This window comes from Mangrovibacter yixingensis (assembly GCF_020523985.1).
Classification (GTDB): domain Bacteria; phylum Pseudomonadota; class Gammaproteobacteria; order Enterobacterales; family Enterobacteriaceae; genus Mangrovibacter; species Mangrovibacter yixingensis.
In genome coordinates, this window is record NZ_JAIVKM010000002.1 from 186,509 (window position 1) to 207,565 (window position 21,057).

Sequence of the window (21,057 nt, forward strand, 5' to 3'; positions counted from 1 at the left end):
TAAAAGCGCAAAATAAACTAATAACTAACTGAAATATAATGCATTTATTATAAATGGAATGAGTGTCACTTGTTCACCACCTGGCATTTTTATATCCTTATTTATCGTTTTTTATCTTTTAGGATAAACATGAATAAACGCCGGGTTGTGATAGGTGTACTGGGAACTGAACTGGACAGGCGTGGTAAACGCGCCAACCGGATGAAAAAGTGGCGCCCGACCGTTGGGTTATGCATGCAGGAAGGCATGCCGGTTGACCGCCTGGAGTTATTACACCAGCCCACAGATATCAACCTGGTATCTGCGGTGCAGCAGGATATTCAACAGGTTTCACCAGAGACGACGGTAAACACTCACGCTATTGCGATTAATGACCCGTGGGATTTTGAAGAGGTGTATGCCGCTTTCCTCGATTTCGCCACACACTACCCGTTCGACACCGAGCATGAAGAGTACCTGGTGCATATCACCACAGGTACCCATGTGGCGCAGATTTGCTGGTTTTTGTTAACCGAAGCCCGCTACCTGCCCGCCAACCTGTTGCAAACCAGCCCGGCCAAACGCCAGGGAGATGAACCCGTTTCCCCCGCAGGCACCTGTTCCACGATTGATCTCGACCTGAGCCGTTACGCTAAACTCACCAGCCGCTTTCAGCATGAACAGCAAGAGTCAGTTTCGTTTCTGAAATCTGGCATTGAAACCCGCAACCCAGGCTTTAACCGCACCATCGACCAGATTGAGCGAGTGGCACTGCGTTCATCTGCACCGGTGTTGCTGACCGGGCCAACAGGTGCCGGGAAGTCGTTTCTGGCCAGGCGTATTTATCAATTGCGCCAGGCCCGCCATTTGGTAACCGGGCAACTGGTTGCTGTGAACTGCGCAACTTTGCGGGGCGATAACGCCATGTCTACGCTATTTGGCCATGTGAAAGGTGCTTTTACTGGCGCTTTGCAGGCCCGAAGCGGCTTGCTGCGCGAGGCCGATGGCGGCGTGCTGTTTCTGGATGAAATTGCCGAACTGGGGCTGGATGAGCAGGCGATGCTCCTGAAGGCTATCGAAGAAAAAACGTTTTTCCCTTTTGGTTCAGATAAAGAAGTCCACAGTGATTTCCAACTGATTGCCGGTACGCACCGCAATATGCATGAGTGGGTGGCGCAAGGTCACTTTCGGGAGGATTTATTCGCCCGTATTAATATGTGGACGTTCCGCTTACCAGGCCTTGCTGAACGCCGGGAAGATATCGCGCCAAATATTCACTATGAGCTGGGCCGCTATGCCCGCGACCACCAGGCACAAATTCGTTTTGATAAAGAAGCGCTCGCCCGCTACCAGGATTTTGCCTGTTCTGCCGGCGCACAGTGGCGCGGTAACTTCCGCGAACTGGGCAGTTCAATCGCACGCATGGCAACGCTTGCAGAACAAGGGCGTATTACGGAATCACTGGTAGACGAAGAAATTGCCCGTTTGCAGGCAAACTGGAACCCTCCTGCACATTCAGTACCACCCTTACCTGTCGATATCAGCCAACTGGATTTATTCGACCAGCGCCAGTTAGAAACTGTGATTGAGGTTTGCCAGCGTTCTTCAACCCTTTCCCAGGCAGGGCGAGAATTATTTGCCGTGTCCCGGCAGAAAAAAGCCAACCCGAATGATGCCGACCGGTTACGCAAATACCTGGCGCGCTTTGGGCTCAGTTGGGATGATGTGAAATAGCCTGTTGAGCGGTGTAAACTCTGGCCAACCCGTCGATACTTGATTTGTCATTCTCAGGGGTTCTGCAGAGGTGTAATGGCAATATCTGCAACTACCAGAGTGCAGGGAGTGTTACAACACGCTGACTGGAATAATAATAAGCCTCGTTCCCTCTGGGGGAAATAGTCTGGCTAAGAGCATATCAGGGGAATAATCCAGCTTTGTCCTGAACGGATTCACTGTTACTCCGCGCATAAGTGGTTATGTGAGCATATTGCAAACCAAATAAAAAACCTGGCCTCCATTCCCCGTCGGCAAGTTGTGAAAACAGTCGGTATGGCTGAGGGGTCTGCTTTTCTCTTGATATGAAATAAAATTTTAAGCGTGCTGGCAAATATATATCACGGCTTCTGGTTGTGGCCCGCAATATAGATCTAATGAATTTGATTGTCACTGAGGGGGTCTCCCTCATTAAGTCAGCTAAATTCATTAAATCACTATCATGTCGCAAATCTTCAATACCCTCATTTTTGCTTTGCTTACTATCGCATCCATCACTTCTCATTAACAGGTTGTGCGTTTTGGAGGATTACGATGTTTGGTCTTAAGCAAACAGATATTTCGGTTATAGGACTCGGCCCCATGGGACGTGCTCTGGCGAAAACCTTACTTAACACCGGTGCCTGCGTTGCTGTTTGGAATCGCACACAGGCTAAATCCCGCCAACTCATGCAACAAGGAGCATGGTTAGCAGAAAACGTTTCACAGGCACTTCTCACCAGCCCAGTGATCCTTTTAAATCTGACTAACTATGAAGTCACACATAAGGTGCTCGCTCAGGCTGACTTGCCGGCAGGGCTACAAGGTAAAGTGATTATCCAACTGGCAACAGGTACGCCAGAAGAGGCCCGGCAGTTATCAACGTGGGTACAACAGCACGGGGGGCATTACCTCGATGGCTCGATTATGTGCTGGCCCGACTCGATTGGAACCAAAGATGCATTCATTCTGGTGTCAGGTTCCGTCACTGCATATGAAAAAGCACAAAAACAGCTTGCGGCTCTGGCTGGTGAAATTATTCATCTGGGTGAGGATCCTGGTACGGCATCAGCAATGGATGAAGCGAATTATTGTTTCTGGATTGCAGCGGTACTCGGTCTCACCCATGGAGTGCGTATCTGCGAATCAGAAGGTATCAGCCTCCATGCCTACAAAGAGATGCTGATTGGTGGGATCCCTATGATCACCGGGCAACTGAACGATGTTGCCAATACCATGATTAACGGTGACTTCTCTCATACTCTTGCATCTATTTTTACCTATTCAGGGGCAGTGGATCGCCTGGTTGAGCAGGCTGAATCCGCACAAATATCTACTCAATTCCCTCGTTTTGCCCAGCAAATATTCCGCCAGGCAATCAAAGCCGGCCATGGAAATGATGATCTTGCCGCATTAATTCATGTGTTCCGTACAGCATCTGAAAAGACTGAAGCGATTGTATCCCCGTTATCACTACCCGTTATTCCTGATAATGCCGAGGTTTGATTATGTATAACCCGAAGATCGATTTTATTTACTTGTCAGAGCAAGACATGATTAAAGCAGGTGTCACCAATATGCCAGCCTGTGTGGATGCAATGGAGGAGATGTTTACCTTACTCCATAAAGGGGATTACCGCATGTCAGGAGTCAATAATGACTCCCATGGCGCTATGGTTATTTTTCCGGAAAACTCACCTTTTCCTGGTATGCCTAAGCCAACCACGGATCGACGCCTGATGGCTATGCCGGCCTATCTCGGCGGAAACTTTCAGACATGCGGAGTGAAATGGTATGGCTCAAACATAGAAAATAAAGAAAAGGGATTGCCACGCTCGGTACTGATGATGATTCTGAGCGATATCGATACCGGAGCACCTTTGGCCTTCATGTCAGCTAATCTCCTTTCAGCATACAGGACAGGAGCAGTTCCTGGCGTGGGTGCACGTTATTTAGCACGTAAAGATTCCCGCGTAATTGCCCTGCTTGGCCCCGGAGTGATGGGAAAAACAGCGGTAGCCGCATTTATTGCGGCACGCCCAGAAATCGATACCATCAAAGTCAAAGGCCGTGGAGATAAAAGCCTTAGTGAATTTATCAGTTGGGTGCGTACTCATTACCCACAAATCAAAAAACTGGAGGTCACCGACACACTGGAGTCTCTGGTTCATGATGCCGATATTATCGCTTATTGCACCTCAGGCCCGATTGGCGCACATAACTACCCGAAAGTGAAACGTACCTGGCTCAAGCCAGGTGCATTTCTTGCCATGCCCGCCGGTTGCACCCTTGACGACGATATGAAAACACCTGAAGTCCGCAAAGTTCTCGATAATACAGGGCTATATGAAGCCTGGTTCGCTGAAATCCCCAAACCCACTCATAACTATGTGCCCATGGTCGGCATGCAATTTATGGACATGATCCACGACGGTGAAATGTCCCGTGATGAAATTGAAGACTTGGGTGCAATTGTAGCTGGCGAGCAACCAGGGAGAAAAAATAACAATGAAATTATTGTCTTATCCGTTGGTGGTATGCCAGTTGAAGACGTTGCCTGGGCGACAAAAATCTATCACAACGCGGTAGAGAACCAGATAGGTGTGACACTCAACCTGTGGCAAACCCCTGAACTGCGTTAATTCCCTGCAATCGCAACAAGAGAGAAATATATATGGCCATTGTGACTAAAGTGAGTACCGGGAACCAGTATGAATCATTACTCAGCTATTCACGTTTGGTGAAAGTCGATAACTGGATTTATGTATCCAATACTGCAGGGCGTAATCCTGAAACCCAGGAGATTCCCGAAGACCCGGCGGAACAAACGATGCAAGTTATCAATAACATTGCCCGTGCACTTACTGCAGTTGATGCCACACTTGCCGACGTGGTCGCATCACGGATTTTTATTCAAAATCCAGAGGATACACGGGCTGTTATGACCTGTGTTGGTGAACGTTTTCGGGGTATTAACCCCGCAATGACAATGACATGCCCGCCATTAGGCTCGACCATTTATAAAGTAGAAATTGAAGTCACGGCCTGGCTCGGTGCAGGCAAAGCGGAAACCACCACCATCATGTTGAACTGAAACCACGTCGTAACAACCCGGCCCCGGTGGTTAAGGGGCCATTTATTTTTTTGGCTGACCCGGACAAGATTATGACGAAACAGTTAATGCGCGTAACAACCCATGATCAACTCCCGTCATCGACAGAAGTGGTTGTTATCGGTGGTGGCATTATTGGTGTCACGGCAGCACTGACACTGGCAGAACGAAATATCCCTGTAGTTTTGATAGAAAAAGGCAGCATTGGTGCGGAGCAGTCCTCACGTAATCTGGGGTGGATCCGCAAGACCAGTCGCCATGCTCAGGATCTCCCACTGGCCCAGGCAGCCGACGAACTTTGGCAAAATATGGCTAAACGCGTTGGACTGGATGTTGGGTATCGCCAGCAAGGAATTATGTTCCTGGCGAATACTGAATCCTTGCTGGCATGGCACGAATCCTGGCTTAATGCTACCGCTACCCTCGCTCCTGGCTCCCGGTTACTCAGCAATCGAGAAATAGAGGAACGCATTCCCGGTGGTAGAGAAAAGTGGGCAGGAGCACTCTACACCCCTTCTGATGGCCGTGCCGAACCTGACATTGCCTGCAGTGCAATTAGCATTGCGGCAATGAATAAAGGTGCGACGATAATACAACAGTGTGCAGCCCGAACACTGTCATTTTCTGCAGGTAAGATTTCAGGGGTGGTGACCGAACGGGGGGAAATTCATTGTCGTCAGGTATTGTTGGCTGGCGGAGCCTGGTCGAGACGGTTTCTTGGTAATACCGGCGTTTCACTACCGACATTGCCGGTCATATGTTCCGTCTTACGCACAACGCCTATGGATGGTCCAACGGAAATTGCAGTTGGTGCACCTGATTTTTCTTTCCGGCGACATCGGGATGGGGGATTTATCATCACACAACGGGGAAAAGTAGATGCACCAATTACGTTAGACCATCTGAAAATCGGCTGGCAACACCGGCAACAATTTCGCACCGGGCGGCAGTATCTGAATGTTCGTTTTGGTTCGCATTTTTTCAATGACTTACGCCTGGCCCGCCGCTGGAACAGCCAGCAGCAAACACCGTTTGAATCTGTCCGCACACTGAACCCTGAACCAAACAGACAACTTAATCAGGATGCATTAAACAACCTGGGGCGTGCCTGGCCAATTTTTTCTGGTGCGTGTATAGCCGAAGACTGGGCTGGTGTCATTGATGTCACGCCCGATTCCTTGCCTGTTATCGACTATGTAGATTCGCTCCCTGGTTTGACCATTGCATGTGGCTTTTCAGGACACGGATTTGGCACAGGCCCGGCTGCCGGGCAACTAGCTGCGGACTTAATTTGCCAGGATACACCAATTGTCGACCCGGCACCTTACCGTTTTACTCGATTTCATTAATTATCACCATTTATGATGAAAGGAATCCGTCAAATAACACCCCTGGCGTATTCCTTGTTATTCCTGCCTATTTTTGTTAATTCATGTCGCCTTGTATTGCCATAACTGGATAGTCCATTTGCAGTAACAGGTTATAATTTTTTGTCACAGGACTCTTTTTAATACCGAGTATCTAACAAACCATTATTGATAAGGAGCCGCCATGCGTTTCAATCTTGACGATGCAACTATTTATGCAACTGATAGTGCTGAATTAGCTTATGCCATGTACAAAAAACATGGGTATGTTCTTATTAAAGGCTTATTCAAAGATGATGTTGATGCCCTGAATAATGACCTCGAGCCCTATATCGCGACAAAAGGTGTTGGGGTCGAACACATGCCTGAATCCATGCGTGAGTTTGCCGGAAGAAACACAAAAAGGCTTACTCGAGTTCCAATTTTAAGTCAAACATTCCGCGATGAATTTTTAAATAATTCATTATTACTCTCTTGCCTTGATACCATTTTCAAAGAGGTAAGTGATTCATATTGGTTATGTACAGCACAAATTATGGAAGTACAACCAGGTGAAAAGGCACAAATACTTCACCGTGACCTGGAAGTCTACCCTATTTTCAAACGTTACGGGAAAGAGGCCCCGGAGGTTATTATGAATTGCATTGTTGCGCTATCTGATTACACAGAAGAAATGGGTGCGACCCGCGCTATACCAGGTAGTCACTTATGGGATGATTATTTCCAACCTGGAAATCCTGAAGACACTTACCCTATCGAAATGGAGAAAGGTGATGCATTCTTAATGAGTGGCAAAACGATCCATGGCGCGGGAGCCAATATCACAATGAATAAACCTCGCAGAGCAATGGCTATGGGGTTTAATGTTGGCTGGCTTACCCCTGAAGAAGCACTGCCCCTGATTATGCCATTAGAAATGGCAAAAACCATGACGCAACGTGCACAACAAATGCTGGGATTTCGGTCTTTCCACAACACAGTACTTGAAGGCGGTAGCCTCTGGACAGTCGATTTTGAAGAACTGGGTGAATATTTCAAACGTACTGAGACAGCCGCGAATTAATATATATTCACCTCAGCACCAGACGCGGGTTTTCCCGCGTTTTTTTATTGTAGATGTAGAGAGTCAAGACAATAAAGTGAAACATAAAGAATTTAAATCAAAAAGCCAGCGAAGATCGCTGGCTCAGTAAGTGGGAAATTTCTTTAAGTGTTTTTTTCCAGGTACTTACCTAACTCTTCGAAATTTACAGTCCAGACACTCCCACCTTCCAGTTTGGTATTATGAAAAGAACGGAACCCCATCAGTTGTTGGGCCTGAGGTGTGAGTGTTTTTGCCATCTCAATGGGAATCACAAGAGGCAGAGCTTCTTCAGGCACTAACCAACCCGCGTTGAACGCCATCGCCATTGCCCTGCGTGGTTTGTTAGAGATATTGGTTCCTCCTCCATGAATGGTTTTGCCACTGAACAAAAATGCATCCCCTTTTTCCATTACAATGGCAATGGTTTCTTCCTGGGTGGGTTGATAAGAAAAGTCATCCCAAATGTGGCTGCCTGGAATAGCGCGGGTCGCCCCCATTTCTTCCGTATATTCAGATAAAGCGACAATACAGTTACACATGATATCAGGCATTTTGCACCCAAAACGGCGAAATAATGGATAGTTGTCACAATCACGATGTAAATATTGCGATTTTTCTTCTGGTTGAATTTCGATTACTTGTGCGGTACTAAGCCATGCAGAATCAGATACTTCATCAAAGATACCATTTATGCACTCTAACAAAAGCGGATTATTAATCATATCTTCACGAAATGTTTGGCTTAACAGAGGTACACGGGTAAGACGTTTTGTTTTTTTACCAGCGAACTCCTTCATAAACTCCCACTCATGCTCAATACCTGGTTCACGTTGGCACATGTGGGGTTCCAGATCATCATTTAATTTATCGACCTCATTCTTAAACAGTCCTTTAATCAGTACACCACCATATTGGTTATATATGGACAACGCATGCTTCACACCTTCATCAGGTGTAATAGTAATCTCAGACAAATTAACACTCATAGCATACCTCCGGGTGTGCCCTTTCAATATTTATACAGAGTTTTCAGCAATAAAATTGGTATGCAAGATGAATTGCATACCAGAATAAAAGAAGGAGTCAGTTTATAAGTGCTGCTTCAAGTTTGGCTTTTCTGAAAATAGTCGATGCACCAATAATCAAAAATAAACTATAGAAACCAATCAGTGCAAAACAGCTCCAACCAACTCCGGCCAAACCAGCCATAGAGAAGAAAACGCCACCAATTGCCGGACCAGCGGCACCGCCAAAGTTGACAAATCCGCCAGCTAAAGCGGCACTGCGTCCAGTCGTATCAACGTCTGACAGCAGCCCTAATAGATAAGGATACGCAATGGTTCCCGGTACAGCGGAAAGTGCCAGCGCAATAACAAAAACAGTACTGTTTGCGGTGAAAAACAATCCCCAAATCATTAGCAATACCAGAATTGTCGATATAATTAAGGGTTTTGCAATACCCGCTTTTACTCCCAACCAGGCAACAATAAGTGCACAAGGTAACTGTAAAACTGCAGAAATTGTCAGGGCATTACTAATAGTTGATTCACTTAAATGAAAAGGTGTTGCCGCCACCATAGAGAACGACCAGCCAACCCCCTGGAAAATAAACTGCATGAAAATGCTGATTAACAATGCACTGATAGCAAAATAAATTTTTCTCGGGAGTTTTACAGATTGAGTCGATGTAACACCATCCCTGTATTGCTCAGAAGCCCTACGGCGCTCGCGGGGAAGGTATAACGTAAAACTGAGCGCAATCACCATGAGTGAGGCTTCCACGATCTCCACATCTCTTTGACCAAAATAAGGTGCCAGTGATGGGGTGATATACATAATCGCAGCAATCATTACTGCCATCGAGGCAAACATTTCTGCAAATAAACGCTCTGGCCCTTTAAACAGGGCCGGAATAGCATTAGTGGCAGCAGTAATGATCCCACCACCAGCCCCAAGAATAATTTTCCCAACCAGGATGGTATAATAATCATGGCCAAAAAATGACACAGCAATACCAGCCAGTGCAACCAGAATTCCCATCAATGCCATTTGCCGTTTTTCAAACCGGGTTACATACCGGCCACTCACCCAGGTTAATACCGACAACGCCAACATTTCACATGAAGTAATATTAGCTGATTGAGCTTCTGTAATACTCAACCGCTGTGCGAGTGATACTACTTCGTAGGGCATCATGGCGAAGCTCAGCCATGCTACGGGACTCACAATAAGTAATGCCCAACGTGACAACCCTTTTAACTCTTCTGCCATTTTCAACTCCAGTCAGATTACACTGAGAGACAACATTGTTATCAACACCTTACGCATATCATTCCTTGATAAGGTAAGTAGTGAGTATTGCAAACAGCCAGTGTTCAGAGACTAGCAGCTTCATTAACAGTTAAATATCCAGATTTGGCACATTATGCCTTTTCGGGCTTTATTATTTTCATCTCAAATTATAATGTCTTTATGGTTTTACTTTAACTTGTCAATGAATAAAGATGTCACTTACCCTTTTTCATTACCTTTTGTCTAATAGGAGAAAGTTATGTTTATGGCAGTAATAAAAGCAAAAATAGCTCCCGGAATGCATACCGAGATGCGAGAATTATCTGATTACCTTCAGTTTCATGTTATACCTAAAGAGCCTGACTGTGATTTTTTTGAATGTTATATCGATGGTGATAATTTCGTTGCAATAGAACGCTGGTCAAGCAAAGAAAAGATGGAAGAAAGTGCCAGTGCGGAAAACACCAGACATATAGATCCTTTGATGCGTCGTTGTATTGTTGGTGGTGAGTTTAGAGCGGATTTTATTAATGTTAATAAGGTGGAATCTATCTCCATATAGAGTTTTACTATTTGACAGAACTTCACCTCCCATTACTATTTATTTCAATGGGAGGTGAAAAAATTCACTCAGAAATTTTTTGTGATGCCTGCTACTACAGTTGCACCACATGAATTTCTGTCACCAATGACGTAAACGCATTCTGTTTTGGACAAGTTTGAATCCGTGTAAGCCAGTGACCACTGAATGCCCCACCATGTTTTACTCAACCTGGCTATCCAGTGGTTATATCCTTTACGATTATTACCAGCATCATTATAGATTTTGAATCCCATATCATCATAGCCGTACTCAAGATAGAGGCCTATATCTGCAGGCAAATTGAAAGTATATCCGACATAATGATATTTCTCATTTGGTATGCCTTCCATATCATAGTCATATACAAACCCATACAACAAATTCTTATAGGTGATATTAGCCACAAACTCATTGGTGTCTAAATCCTTTTGGTTCGGATATTTGTACTGTCCGAGTGTTGTGGTAAAGCCAAAGCCATAAGGAAGTTGGCGTGTATAGCCCGCATAATACCCTGACTCAAGACGTGCTGCGGTGCCATAATCAACATTTGAAGCCCATATACCAGCCAATATCCCGGAAGAATGAGTCAATACTGAGCTTAATTGTGCAGTTGGTTTATTCTGTGTTGACGACACACCAAATGCCCGGTAGTCACTCAACACACTGATGGATGTATCAAGATGCAGGCTATCATTTACTTCCCATGCATTAACTGAAAATGGCTGAAGAGATAAACACACACCCAAAGTTAGTGAGCTAATAACGCTAATCAGTTTCTTCATATATCCTTCCAGTGATTATTTAATACACGCAGGCTTAATTATTATCAGGTATTCCATTCATAACTTTGCGTAACAAACCCTACTAAATGGTAGTTTTATTGAAAAGAGAATCAGAATTAAATTGCCAAAAATGGATAGTAATGCTCCGAAACTAATGTGTGGAAAGTATTTTAAAATTCAAATAAAGCGTTTGAATTGCCAAAAGTGGACAGAGAGAGATACACAAAATTGTTAAGGTAACAGAATGAATCGAGGTATCTCAGGTAGCACCTTGGTTTTGTTGTTGGTGAGAATGATCATCGGAGTGACCAAAAAGCAAGCCCTGAGAACAGTATTACTTAACAAGAAAGTAATTATTCAAATATTGTCAGGAGAACCAAGAATGGCCAAATTCGACCTCTCAGTCTTGACTGTCACACTTGACCAACCGGTAGAAAAAGCCTACCAAGTCTATTGTGAGTATGGCGGAGTACTGATAAAAGGCTTATTTACAGACTACATAGACGCGCTAAATAACGAACTTGAGCCTTACATTTCTGCCCGTCATCCTGGTATAGACAGCCTCCCGGAACATATGAAAGATTTTGCTGGCCGTAAAACAAAACGGCTGACACAAGTTCCCCTGATAAGTAAAACCTTTCGCGAATCGATGATAGACCATCCTTATCTGATGGGATGTATTGATAAAATTTTCGAAAATATCTGTGATGCGACCTGGATGAACACAACGCAAATCATGCAAGTTGAGCCAGGTGAGAAAGCTCAATTTTTGCATCGGGATTCAGAAAACTACCAGATTATCCGCCGTATGGGGAAATCAGCGCCCGAAGTTACCAGTAACTGTATTGTCGCACTTGATGATATAACCGAAGACATGGGGGCAACCCGAGTTGTTGCAGGAAGTCATCTGTGGGACGATTTTGATCGTCAAGCCGCCTATGAGGAGACTTTTCCTCTCGAACTTAAAAAAGGCGATGGTTTTTTATTTAGTGGTAAAGTGATCCATGGCGCAGGTGCTAATGTATCTGGCAAACCCCGCAGGGCAATGGCAATGGCTTTTAATGCAGGGTGGTTAACTCCTGAAGAAGCGTTCCCAATGTACATGAAATGGGAAATGGTGAAAGGGCTCAGTCAACGTGCACAACAGTTACTTGGCTTTCGCTCGTTTCATCACACCTGTCTGGAAGGCGGAAGCTTATGGACTGTGAATTTTGAAGAACTGGCGAATTACCTGGAGCATGCTGAATAATCTTTTTCACATCGGGGTAATGCTACCGTGTTGCCCCGAATCGAGCTGAACTCTCCTTCATTTCCTCTGACCTTACCCAACGGTACTCTCCCGGATTTGTGCCATAGCATGTGTTTAGTTATCATCTTGTTCAAATGTTAACACTACGTCTTCACCACCATTGAACACCTCTGTTCATCTTTAGTGCAGCGCTCATAGCCTTACATGTTAACTCAATAAAAACACTTTATTTTCAATATGATAAACACAGTTCTTTTTTGAATTTACTCCTGGCAACTGGCATGAATACTGCATTAACAATAAATATACATTCTGATTACTTTCGGGGGTTATATGCATTCTCATCAAGTTGTCAGGTCGCAGGGTATTGATACATCTGATGCAGTCAGGCATGCAAGTGCATTCAACTGCTATGACTCCAATAAAATCAATTTACTTTCTCCGTGTGGTCAGTTTACTGGTCACGTATCTATGAAAATGATTACCCCCCAAATACAGATCATGCGGGATCATGGTTTCACACGTATTGCAGAAAACCTGTCAGGTATTCCAGAAAATCGAGTATGCATTACGCTTATTGATTCGCCAGACCCGATTTTTTATGATGGCCGCATGTTCCGTAAAGGCATGTTACATGTTTGTTCAGGAGAAACCATTCAACTGGTTGCCAGAAATTATGTCTCCGGATATGTTATCTCTATTGATAAAAAACATTTCAATCAACAGCTTCATAATTCAGGGAGTGCTATAGGAGTGTGTGGTAAAAATTTTGAACGTTATTTACAGCTATCTCCCGAAGCATTTTTAAAACTAAAATATTACCTGGATGAAATGTTAGCTTTTAACCCCAGTGATTCTTTTAATGAAGAGAGCTTTTCATTACAACTTTTTTCTCTTATATTTTCACCCGATCTTAAACTATGCTCTGCCGATGATGCATCAACACGAGGATTCATTGTTAATAAAAGTTGTAAAACTATCATGAAGCACTTTACTGACTCCGAATTCAGTATTGGTGATCTTATTCCATTATTACGCACCAGCCGGCGTTCAGTTCAATACAGTTTCCAGGATATTCTTGGTATGAATCCATCAACTTATTTGCGCTATATTCGCCTTAACGTTGCTCGAGCATCATTACTAAGTACAAAAACAGATCAAATAAATCAGATTGCGATTGAGTCAGGTTTTTCACATGTAAGTCGGTTTTCCCAGTATTACCGTGATTTTTTTGGTGAACTCCCATCACAGACATTGAAGTCATTATCAAAGGATTCACACTTTGGAAATAGAGTTATTTGGCTATAAAAAATTATATAATATAGTAAGTTAAAGCCTATACTTGGATAATACCCTTAATGCTGAAAAATATATGATGAATAGGGTTTAATAGCCACTTGCTGGCGATAATTCGCCGGAGTGGAATGTATTAACTGGCTGAATTCACGGGTAAAATGAGCCTGATCACTGAAGCCCAAATCTTGTGATAGGGCTGAAAATAAAACTGTTCCCCGATGATTAATCGCATGAAGTGCAGCCTGACAACGCATAATGCGGCAGAGCATTTTAGGCGTCATCCCCGTTTCTTTCCGGAACTGGCGTTGTAAGGTTCTGGCAGTATAACCTGTCTCACTGGCCAAATCATTTATCTGGATACATCCCGCTGTACGTTCAATAACATGTAATGTATGTAATGTCAGTGCAGTAAACTTTCGCCCGACTATCGTATGAAAAAAATGGCTGAAAGAGCTTACCTGGTCAGTTATTGACTCAGCATTTACGATATGTTCTATTAACATTTCAGCGCCAGGTACAAGCTCATTTAATGGAATATTCTTAGCCAGTATGTCCTGGGCATCAATATTCAGAAAAGAAGGGATCATTCCTGGTGCAAAGCGCACTCCAAAATAGCGCTCTTTATACTTCAAACCAGCAATACAGGCTTCCAGTTTCGAACCACACACCAGTGCGCAAGGATTATCTATTCCTCCCCCAAAAACGATATCGATACAACCATCTGGAACAGCGACTACCTGTTCGCCTTGTTCATTAGCCTCAAAACTATAGTATTGAGAAATCACTGGGTTACTATCACCCTGCCGATGGTAATGCCCTGATGTACCAAGGACAAACCAGGGCTGTTCACTGTAGCGTGATGATACTGTATTGGAATCTGTATACAGATAAGAATCCTTAAACACGATTTCTGGCACCTTTTCACAATTGCAAGATAAGCCATTACATAGGTGATCTATATCATGCAATTATTGCACCAATTCATACAGCCACTTTTCCCACACTGAATAAAATAACTAACAGCATGATAGTAATATATATCCATATGATACTATTATGCTCAGAACCTAAAACATGCAGGCGAATATAACAATATTAACGACAACGAAAACTCTACTAAAATTAAGTATCATTAATATTAATGTACTAATTGATCCTACCCGGGATTAGGGCGCGCCTCGTCTCGCCGAAGAACTGCCTGAATACAATATCAAAACCATCACCGCCAGCCTGCGCCGTCAGGGACTGCGGGCGAAAGCCAGCCGAAAGTTCAGCCCGGTCAGTTACCGTGAACACAGCCTGCCGGTGTCAGAGAACCTGCTGAAACAGGATTTTTATGCCAGTGGTCCGGAGACATCACGTACCTTCGCACGGATGAAGGCTGGCTGTATCTGGCGGTGGTGATTGATCTGTGGTCCCGTGCCGTTATTGGTTGGCCGGTGTCCTCACGAATGACGGCGAAACTGGCCTGCGATGCGTTACAGATGACGCTCTGGCGGCGTAAATGTCCGGAAAATGTCATCGTCCACACGGATCGTGGCGGACAGTATTACTCAGCAGATTATCAGGCATTGCTGAATGCGGCACAGCCTGCACGGCAGCATGAGCGCAAAAGGTTGTTGCTACGATAATGCGTGCGCGGAAAGCTTCTTTTATTCACTGAAAGTGGAATGAATCCACGGAGAGCGTTTTACCAACCGTGAAATTATGCGGACGACGGTGTTTAATTATATCGGGTGTGATTACAACTGGTGGCGGCGTCACAGTGCCTGTGGCGGTCTCAGCCCGGAACAGTTTGAAAACGAAAACCTTGCTTAGAGCTGTGTCCACATTACGTGGGCAGGCTCACAAAACAAAAACCAATATATCTCGACTATTCATGCAGGCATGTCAATGAACTACGGGCCGATGAAATACTGGGGCAAGGAAGCATTAAGAAGGAATTAAACAGCAAGACGTAAATGAGCAAATTTTTTGCGTGTGGCTTCAAAGGATGCTTCGATCTTCGCTGAGGACTGCCCGGTTTCAACCGCTGTTGATGTCGCTACTGAGCGAACGATGTCAGCGCGAGAAGGTTTAGCATAAGTTGAATGCTCTTTTTTTCTGTTATTGATCATGAAGCCTGCTTAGCACCCAGCGATGCAGTTCAACCAACGACACGAAGTGACAGTATACCAAAATTTCGAAACAACACGGCCTGGAGGATATCAAAAAAGCAGAACGGGGTACTTATAAATCAGTTTCCCCCGCTTCCAGCACAGAGGGCAATTTTTGCCCCCTCATCCCGTACAGAGTTCGTTAATTTCCTTGGTTTCTGCTGTTTTAACCCCCAGAGCCCTCACCGCTTATTTGCCTGCCACCAAGAGTTAGTTATCATACCCTCTGCGCTTTTATGACCCCTTACTGGTCTTTACCTTATCCAATGAGCCTGTGTAACACGTAACAACAAAATAAAACCACTAACTCATTAAAATTTAAGAAAATGGACATCATAAACTGATGAGTACAACTGAAAATTTTGACGCCCATACGCCCATGATGCAGCAGTACCTGCGCTTGAAGGCACAGCATCCGGAGATCTTACTGTTTTACCGGATGGGCGATTTTTACGAGTTGTTTTACGACGACGCAAAGCGGGCTTCCCAGTTACTGGATATTTCCCTGACCAAGCGTGGTGCTTCTGCCGGGGAACCTATCCCCATGGCGGGTGTGCCACATCATGCGGTTGAAAACTACCTGGCAAAGCTGGTGAACCTTGGGGAGTCCGTCGCTATTTGTGAACAAATTGGCGACCCGGCAACCACCAAAGGCCCGGTTGAACGCAAAGTGGTGCGTATCGTCACGCCTGGAACCATCAGTGATGAGGCTTTACTTGAAGAGCGCCAGGATAACCTGCTGGCCGCTATCTGGCAGGACAGCAAAGGTTTTGGCTACGCTACCCTGGATATCAGCTCTGGCCGGTTTCGCCTTTCTGAGCCGGAAGATGCCGAAGATATGGCCGCTGAACTGCAGCGTACCAATCCGGCAGAATTACTCTATGCCGAAGATTTTGCCGATATGCGCCTGGTTGAACACCGCCGGGGGTTGCGCCGCCGCCCATTATGGGAATTTGAGATTGATACCGCACGCCAGCAACTGAATCTGCAATTCGGTACCCGTGACTTAACTGGCTTTGGTGTGGAACAGGCGTATCGTGGCCTGTGCGCCGCAGGCTGCCTGTTACAGTATGTGAAAGACACCCAGCGCACCGCGCTGCCTCATATTCGTGGTATCACCATGGAGCGCCAGCAGGATGGCATTATTATGGATGCCGCCACGCGCCGTAACCTGGAAATCACCCTCAACCTGGCGGGTGGAACCGACAACACGGTTGCCGCTGTTCTGGATGGCACGGTTACGCCGATGGGCAGCCGCATGCTGAAACGCTGGCTGCATATGCCAGTGCGAGATACCAGCGTGCTGAGCCGTCGCCAGCAAGCTATCAGTGCATTACAGGATTTAACCAGCGAGCTGCAGCCTATTTTGCGCCAGGTGGGCGACCTGGAGCGCATTCTGGCCCGCCTGGCACTTCGCACTGCCCGCCCGCGTGACCTGGCAAGAATGCGCCATGCTTTCCAGCAACTGCCACTACTGCGCGATGTGCTGGCGGAAGTGGATGCGCCTGCGGTTCAGAGCCTGCGTGAAACCAGTGGCGAATTTAGCGAGCTGCGCGAACTATTGGAGCACGCCATTATTGAAAGCCCGCCAGTGCTGGTGCGTGACGGTGGCGTGATTGCACCAGGTTACCATGAAGAACTGGATGAGTGGCGCGCGCTGGCAGATGGCGCAACGGATTACCTCGACAAACTGGAAATCCGCGAGCGGGAAAAACTGGGTATCGATACCCTGAAAGTCGGGTTTAATGCAGTACATGGCTACTATATTCAGGTAAGCCGTGGGCAGAGCCATATGGTGCCAATTAACTATGTGCGCCGCCAGACACTGAAAAACGCCGAGCGCTATATTATTCCTGAACTGAAAGAGTACGAAGACAAAGTCCTCACTTCCAAAGGGAAAGCGCTGGCACTGGAAAAACAGCTCTACGATGAACTGTTCGACAAGTTGTTGCCACACCTTGAAGCACTGCAAAACAGTGCCGCAGCACTGGCGGAACTGGATGTGCTGGCAAACCTGGCTGAACGCGCCCTGCGCTATAACTATGTCTGCCCGACACTTACTGATAAACCCGGTATTGCGATACAGGGCGGCCGCCACCCGGTGGTAGAACAAGTATTAAGTGACCCGTTTATTGCCAACCCGCTGAACCTGTCGCCGCAACGGCGGATGCTGATTATTACTGGCCCGAACATGGGCGGTAAAAGTACCTATATGCGCCAGGCAGCTCTGATTGTGCTGATGGCTTATATTGGCAGCTTTGTGCCAGCAGACAGCGCGGAAATTGGCCCGGTAGACCGTATTTTCACGCGTGTTGGTGCGGCGGATGACCTGGCTTCCGGGCGTTCTACATTCATGGTTGAGATGACAGAAACCGCCAATATTCTGCATAACGCTACAGCACAAAGCCTGGTGTTGATGGACGAAATTGGCCGGGGTACTTCAACTTACGATGGCCTGTCTCTGGCCTGGGCCTGTGCTGAAAACCTGGCAAACCGCATCAAAGCGCTGACACTGTTCGCCACCCACTATTTTGAGCTGACAACACTGCCAGAGAAAATGGAAGGCGTTGCCAACGTGCATCTCGATGCACTGGAGCACGGCGATACTATCGCGTTTATGCACAGCGTGCAGGATGGTGCAGCGAGCAAGAGCTATGGGCTGGCGGTTGCGGCACTGGCTGGCGTACCGAAAGATGTGATTAAACGCGCACGCCAGAAGCTGCGTGAACTGGAAAGTTTGTCTGGCAATGCAGCAGCAAGCCAGGTCGACGGCACGCAGATGTCTTTGCTGGTTGCCTCAGAAGAACCCAGCCCGGCAGTTGAAGCGCTGGAAAATCTCGACCCGGACAGCCTGACTCCACGTCAGGCACTGGAGTGGATCTACCGGCTGAAATCACTGGTTTAATGCCGTTAAAAACGCCCCGTTTGGGGCGTTTCAGAGTGATGAAAAAGAAGGGAAAAACGTCGTTTTTCCTTCTTTTTAGTTACAGGCTTGGTAATTAACGCTGGTTTTCCGGCAACAAAGGCGGAATGGTGGGCACCTGCGGCGCATTATCAATATCGGCCTGGGTCATCATAAACGCTTCGGGGTAATGTTCCCGGCTGGTGCGGCGCAGCGGTTCTGTATCCCGCCAGGTGTACAGGCAATGCTGGCATTGGTGCACTGTCCAGACACCGGCTACCGGTGATGTTGCCAATACTTCAATATGTTCATCAGCACAACGTGGGCAAATCATAGCTCTTCTCCTTATTTCCGGTTAGCCAGCATGGCTGTCAGTTTTTCAACCCACAGTGCCGTTTCTGGTAAATCTTTGACCGGCTGGCTGTAGTGGCCACGGTTATCCGGCGCAACCGGGGTGGTGGCATCAATGATAAGCTTGTCGGTGATCCCGGCAGGGCTTGATCCCGGATCCAGTTCCAGTACCGACATATTCGGTAATTGCACCAGATCGCCTGCGGCATTCACTTTGGATGAAAGCGCCCACATCACTTGTGGCAGATCGAACGGATCAACATCTTCGTCCACCATAATCACCATTTTTACATAACCCAGACCATGTGGTGTTGTCATTGCCCGCAGGCCAACCGCTCTGGCGAACCCGCCATAACGTTTTTTGGTGGAAATAATAGCGAGCAAACCATGTGTGTACATGGCGTTAACTGCCTGTACTTCCGGGAACTCCGCTTTCAGTTGCTGGTACAGCGGCACGCAGGTTGCCGGGCCAATCAGGTAGTCAATTTCGGTCCACGGCATCCCAAGGTAGAGGGATTCGAAAATCGGTTTGGTGCGGTAAGACACTTTATCTATGCGCACGACAGTCATGTTGCGCCCACCGGAATAGTGGCCGGTAAACTCACCAAACGGGCCTTCGATTTCCCGTTTGCGCCCTTCTATCACACCTTCCAGAATCACTTCCGAGCCCCAGGGCACATCAAAGCCAGTTAGCGGTGCAGTGGCGATTGGGTAAGGAGACTCGCGTAACGCGCCAGCCATTTCGTATTCAGACTGGTCATATTTGAGTGGCGTAGCCCCCATCAGGGTTATCACCGGGTCGTTACCCAACGTAATGGCGATGGGCAGGTCTTCACCACGCTCTTCGGCTTTATGTAAATGCAGGGCAATATCATGCATTGGCACCGGTTGCAGGCCCAGCTTACGCTTGCCTTTTACTTCCATCCGGTAAATACCGACGTTTTGTTTACCGAAATGTTCCGGGTCCTGTGGGTCGCGCGAGACAACACAGGCTTTATCCAGGTAGAACCCGCCATCGCCATCATTCAGGCGAAATAAAGGCAGAATATCAAACAGGTTGATGTCTTCTCCATCGACACTATTTTCAGCCCAGGGCGGATTATCACGGCGTTCCGGGGCTACCGGGAACGTATCCCAGCGGCGAATAAACTCATCCACCTGCTGTTTAAGCGGTGTGTTCGGCGGCATGCCAATCGAAATAGCATGGTTCTGCCAGGAGCCAATAGTATTCATAACTACCCGGGCATCCGTAAAACCGGCTATGTTGTCAAACCACAGTGCAGGAGCCCCTTCACCAATACGCCCGGTTGCGTTGGCCGCAGCAGCGATGTCGGGTTCCGGCATTACTTGCTCTTCAATTTTCAGTAACTGCCCTTGTTCATCCAGCGCACGTAAAAAACTGCGCAAATCGTCAAACGCCATATGCGTCTCCTGTTAATGAAATTAAGAACGTTTTTTCCCGTCGCTTAATCCTTCCCAGCGGCGTGCAAAAGGGGATTCCAGGCCAAACTGATCCAGTACCCGGGCCACCACATGGTGGGTTACATCCTGAATAGTTTCTGGGTGGTTGTAGTACGCGGGCATGGGCGGCACCATCACCACACCAAGGCGGGATAACGCCAGCATATTTTCCAGGTGAATTGGGCTTAACGGGGTTTCACGAGGGACGAGCACCAGTTTGCGCCCTTCTTTAATGATGACATCAGCAGCGCGCCCAACCAGGCCTTCTGCGTAACCCGCGCGGATCCCCGCCAGAGTTTTCATGCTGCAGGGAATGATAATCATGCCATCGGTTTTAAAAGACCCCGACGAAATCGTTGCCCCCTGATTTGCCGGGCTGTGAACTACATCGGCCAGTGCCTGTATATCAGCCACCTGATAAGGGGTTTCCAGTTCAATGGTTGTTTTGGCCCACTTAGACATGACCAGGTGTGTTTCCACCTCCGGTAGTTTCTGTAGTGCCTGTAGCAGCGCTACTCCCAACGGGGCACCTGTTGCGCCAGTCATTCCAACAATGAGTCTCACACATCCTCCGCTAAATCGTTCGTGTACGAACATTATAAATAACATTAAGGATTGGGTGGAATTTACGCAAGGTAAAGTCACTGCCGCGCATGAAAACAGCACACATTGCTAATAACCAGGAAAGATA

The 21,057-nt window shown here is 46.7% G+C and carries 18 protein-coding genes and 1 pseudogene; 11 read left to right on the forward strand and 8 right to left on the reverse strand.

Annotated features, from left to right (window positions below; all coding sequences use genetic code 11):
• Positions 1–129 precede the first annotated feature (129 nt).
• From rtcR to LC084_RS11610, 6 genes are all read left to right on the forward strand, one after another.
• On the forward strand, positions 130–1,713 hold the full coding sequence (gene rtcR / locus LC084_RS11585) for an RNA repair transcriptional activator RtcR (protein WP_226571384.1): 1,584 nt from the start codon (positions 130–132) through the stop codon (positions 1,711–1,713).
• 573 nt (positions 1,714–2,286) lie between these two features.
• On the forward strand, positions 2,287–3,237 hold the full coding sequence (locus LC084_RS11590; protein WP_226571385.1) for an NAD(P)-dependent oxidoreductase: 951 nt from the start codon (positions 2,287–2,289) through the stop codon (positions 3,235–3,237).
• A gap of 2 nt (positions 3,238–3,239) precedes the next feature.
• The gene (locus LC084_RS11595; protein ID WP_264193499.1) at positions 3,240–4,373 is read left to right on the forward strand and encodes a tyramine oxidase subunit B; all 1,134 of its coding nucleotides are present in this window, start codon (positions 3,240–3,242) and stop codon (positions 4,371–4,373) included.
• A gap of 32 nt (positions 4,374–4,405) precedes the next feature.
• The gene (locus tag LC084_RS11600) at positions 4,406–4,825 is read left to right on the forward strand and encodes a RidA family protein (protein ID WP_226571386.1); all 420 of its coding nucleotides are present in this window, start codon (positions 4,406–4,408) and stop codon (positions 4,823–4,825) included.
• Positions 4,826–4,896: 71 nt separating this feature from the next.
• The gene (locus LC084_RS11605) at positions 4,897–6,192 is read left to right on the forward strand and encodes an NAD(P)/FAD-dependent oxidoreductase (protein ID WP_226571387.1); all 1,296 of its coding nucleotides are present in this window, start codon (positions 4,897–4,899) and stop codon (positions 6,190–6,192) included.
• Positions 6,193–6,394: 202 nt separating this feature from the next.
• Positions 6,395–7,273, forward strand: a complete 879-nt coding sequence (locus tag LC084_RS11610; protein WP_226571388.1) for a phytanoyl-CoA dioxygenase family protein — start codon at positions 6,395–6,397, stop codon at positions 7,271–7,273.
• Between the two features lie 143 nt (positions 7,274–7,416).
• Here the strand turns inward: LC084_RS11610 and LC084_RS11615 are convergent, their stop codons facing one another.
• A complete protein-coding gene (locus LC084_RS11615) occupies positions 7,417–8,280 on the reverse strand; it encodes a phytanoyl-CoA dioxygenase family protein (protein ID WP_226571389.1) in 864 nt (287 codons plus the stop codon).
• 97 nt (positions 8,281–8,377) lie between these two features.
• Positions 8,378–9,565, reverse strand: a complete 1,188-nt coding sequence (locus tag LC084_RS11620; protein WP_226571390.1) for an MFS transporter — start codon at positions 9,563–9,565, stop codon at positions 8,378–8,380.
• Positions 9,566–9,845: 280 nt separating this feature from the next.
• Here LC084_RS11620 and LC084_RS11625 point away from each other — a divergent pair, with 280 nt between their 5' ends.
• On the forward strand, positions 9,846–10,148 hold the full coding sequence (locus LC084_RS11625; RefSeq protein ID WP_226571391.1) for a hypothetical protein: 303 nt from the start codon (positions 9,846–9,848) through the stop codon (positions 10,146–10,148).
• Between the two features lie 68 nt (positions 10,149–10,216).
• Here LC084_RS11625 and LC084_RS11630 read toward each other — a convergent pair whose 3' ends face one another.
• The gene (locus tag LC084_RS11630; protein ID WP_226571392.1) at positions 10,217–10,951 is read right to left on the reverse strand and encodes a TorF family putative porin; all 735 of its coding nucleotides are present in this window, start codon (positions 10,949–10,951) and stop codon (positions 10,217–10,219) included.
• A gap of 244 nt (positions 10,952–11,195) precedes the next feature.
• Here LC084_RS11630 and LC084_RS11635 point away from each other — a divergent pair, with 244 nt between their 5' ends.
• Both LC084_RS11635 and LC084_RS11640 read left to right on the forward strand, forming a co-directional pair.
• The gene (locus LC084_RS11635; RefSeq protein WP_226571393.1) at positions 11,196–12,200 is read left to right on the forward strand and encodes a phytanoyl-CoA dioxygenase family protein; all 1,005 of its coding nucleotides are present in this window, start codon (positions 11,196–11,198) and stop codon (positions 12,198–12,200) included.
• A gap of 471 nt (positions 12,201–12,671) precedes the next feature.
• Positions 12,672–13,508 (forward strand): helix-turn-helix domain-containing protein, encoded by an 837-nt coding sequence (locus LC084_RS11640; RefSeq protein WP_226571394.1) that lies wholly within the window; start codon positions 12,672–12,674, stop codon positions 13,506–13,508.
• Between the two features lie 47 nt (positions 13,509–13,555).
• Here the strand turns inward: LC084_RS11640 and LC084_RS23300 are convergent, their stop codons facing one another.
• Complete coding sequence (locus LC084_RS23300) at positions 13,556–14,401, reverse strand: helix-turn-helix domain-containing protein (RefSeq protein ID WP_226571395.1); 846 nt, start codon at positions 14,399–14,401, stop codon at positions 13,556–13,558.
• A gap of 265 nt (positions 14,402–14,666) precedes the next feature.
• Here LC084_RS23300 and LC084_RS11650 point away from each other — a divergent pair.
• Positions 14,667–15,314, forward strand: a pseudogene (locus LC084_RS11650) (IS3 family transposase); the annotation flags it as partial.
• Between the two features lie 125 nt (positions 15,315–15,439).
• On the opposite strand, the gene LC084_RS11660 reads toward LC084_RS11650, so the two are convergent.
• Positions 15,440–15,613 (reverse strand): hypothetical protein, encoded by a 174-nt coding sequence (locus tag LC084_RS11660; RefSeq protein WP_226571808.1) that lies wholly within the window; start codon positions 15,611–15,613, stop codon positions 15,440–15,442.
• A 382-nt stretch (positions 15,614–15,995) separates the two neighbouring features.
• On the opposite strand from LC084_RS11660, the gene mutS reads away from it, so the two are divergent.
• Positions 15,996–18,557: a DNA mismatch repair protein MutS gene (gene mutS / locus LC084_RS11665; RefSeq protein WP_226571396.1), complete on the forward strand. Its 2,562-nt coding sequence runs from the start codon at positions 15,996–15,998 to the stop codon at positions 18,555–18,557.
• Positions 18,558–18,651: 94 nt separating this feature from the next.
• On the opposite strand, the gene LC084_RS11670 is transcribed toward mutS, so the two are convergent.
• Genes LC084_RS11670 through LC084_RS11680 form a run of 3 tightly spaced genes read right to left on the reverse strand, consistent with a single transcriptional unit; the run spans position 18,652 to position 20,930 of the window.
• On the reverse strand, positions 18,652–18,888 hold the full coding sequence (locus LC084_RS11670) for a non-oxidative hydroxyarylic acid decarboxylases subunit D (protein ID WP_226571397.1): 237 nt from the start codon (positions 18,886–18,888) through the stop codon (positions 18,652–18,654).
• A gap of 11 nt (positions 18,889–18,899) precedes the next feature.
• Positions 18,900–20,327, reverse strand: a complete 1,428-nt coding sequence (locus LC084_RS11675) for a non-oxidative hydroxyarylic acid decarboxylases subunit C (RefSeq protein ID WP_226571398.1) — start codon at positions 20,325–20,327, stop codon at positions 18,900–18,902.
• A gap of 21 nt (positions 20,328–20,348) precedes the next feature.
• A complete protein-coding gene (locus LC084_RS11680) occupies positions 20,349–20,930 on the reverse strand; it encodes a non-oxidative hydroxyarylic acid decarboxylases subunit B (RefSeq protein ID WP_226571399.1) in 582 nt (193 codons plus the stop codon).
• Positions 20,931–21,057: the final 127 nt, after the last annotated feature.

Bases quoted from the DNA above. Each gene is read 5' to 3' on its own strand.
- rtcR (WP_226571384.1), top strand. From the start codon at position 130: ATGAATAAACGCCGGGTTGTGATAGGTGTACTGGGAACTGAACTGGAC.
- LC084_RS11590 (WP_226571385.1), top strand. From the start codon at position 2,287: ATGTTTGGTCTTAAGCAAACAGATATTTCGGTTATAGGACTCGGCCCC.
- LC084_RS11595 (WP_264193499.1), top strand. From the start codon at position 3,240: ATGTATAACCCGAAGATCGATTTTATTTACTTGTCAGAGCAAGACATG.
- LC084_RS11600 (WP_226571386.1), top strand. From the start codon at position 4,406: ATGGCCATTGTGACTAAAGTGAGTACCGGGAACCAGTATGAATCATTA.
- LC084_RS11605 (WP_226571387.1), top strand. From the start codon at position 4,897: ATGACGAAACAGTTAATGCGCGTAACAACCCATGATCAACTCCCGTCA.
- LC084_RS11610 (WP_226571388.1), top strand. From the start codon at position 6,395: ATGCGTTTCAATCTTGACGATGCAACTATTTATGCAACTGATAGTGCT.
- LC084_RS11615 (WP_226571389.1), bottom strand. From the start codon at position 8,280: ATGAGTGTTAATTTGTCTGAGATTACTATTACACCTGATGAAGGTGTG.
- LC084_RS11620 (WP_226571390.1), bottom strand. From the start codon at position 9,565: ATGGCAGAAGAGTTAAAAGGGTTGTCACGTTGGGCATTACTTATTGTG.
- LC084_RS11625 (WP_226571391.1), top strand. From the start codon at position 9,846: ATGTTTATGGCAGTAATAAAAGCAAAAATAGCTCCCGGAATGCATACC.
- LC084_RS11630 (WP_226571392.1), bottom strand. From the start codon at position 10,951: ATGAAGAAACTGATTAGCGTTATTAGCTCACTAACTTTGGGTGTGTGT.
- LC084_RS11635 (WP_226571393.1), top strand. From the start codon at position 11,196: ATGAATCGAGGTATCTCAGGTAGCACCTTGGTTTTGTTGTTGGTGAGA.
- LC084_RS11640 (WP_226571394.1), top strand. From the start codon at position 12,672: ATGAAAATGATTACCCCCCAAATACAGATCATGCGGGATCATGGTTTC.
- LC084_RS11660 (WP_226571808.1), bottom strand. From the start codon at position 15,613: ATGATCAATAACAGAAAAAAAGAGCATTCAACTTATGCTAAACCTTCT.
- mutS (WP_226571396.1), top strand. From the start codon at position 15,996: ATGAGTACAACTGAAAATTTTGACGCCCATACGCCCATGATGCAGCAG.
- LC084_RS11670 (WP_226571397.1), bottom strand. From the start codon at position 18,888: ATGATTTGCCCACGTTGTGCTGATGAACATATTGAAGTATTGGCAACA.
- LC084_RS11675 (WP_226571398.1), bottom strand. From the start codon at position 20,327: ATGGCGTTTGACGATTTGCGCAGTTTTTTACGTGCGCTGGATGAACAA.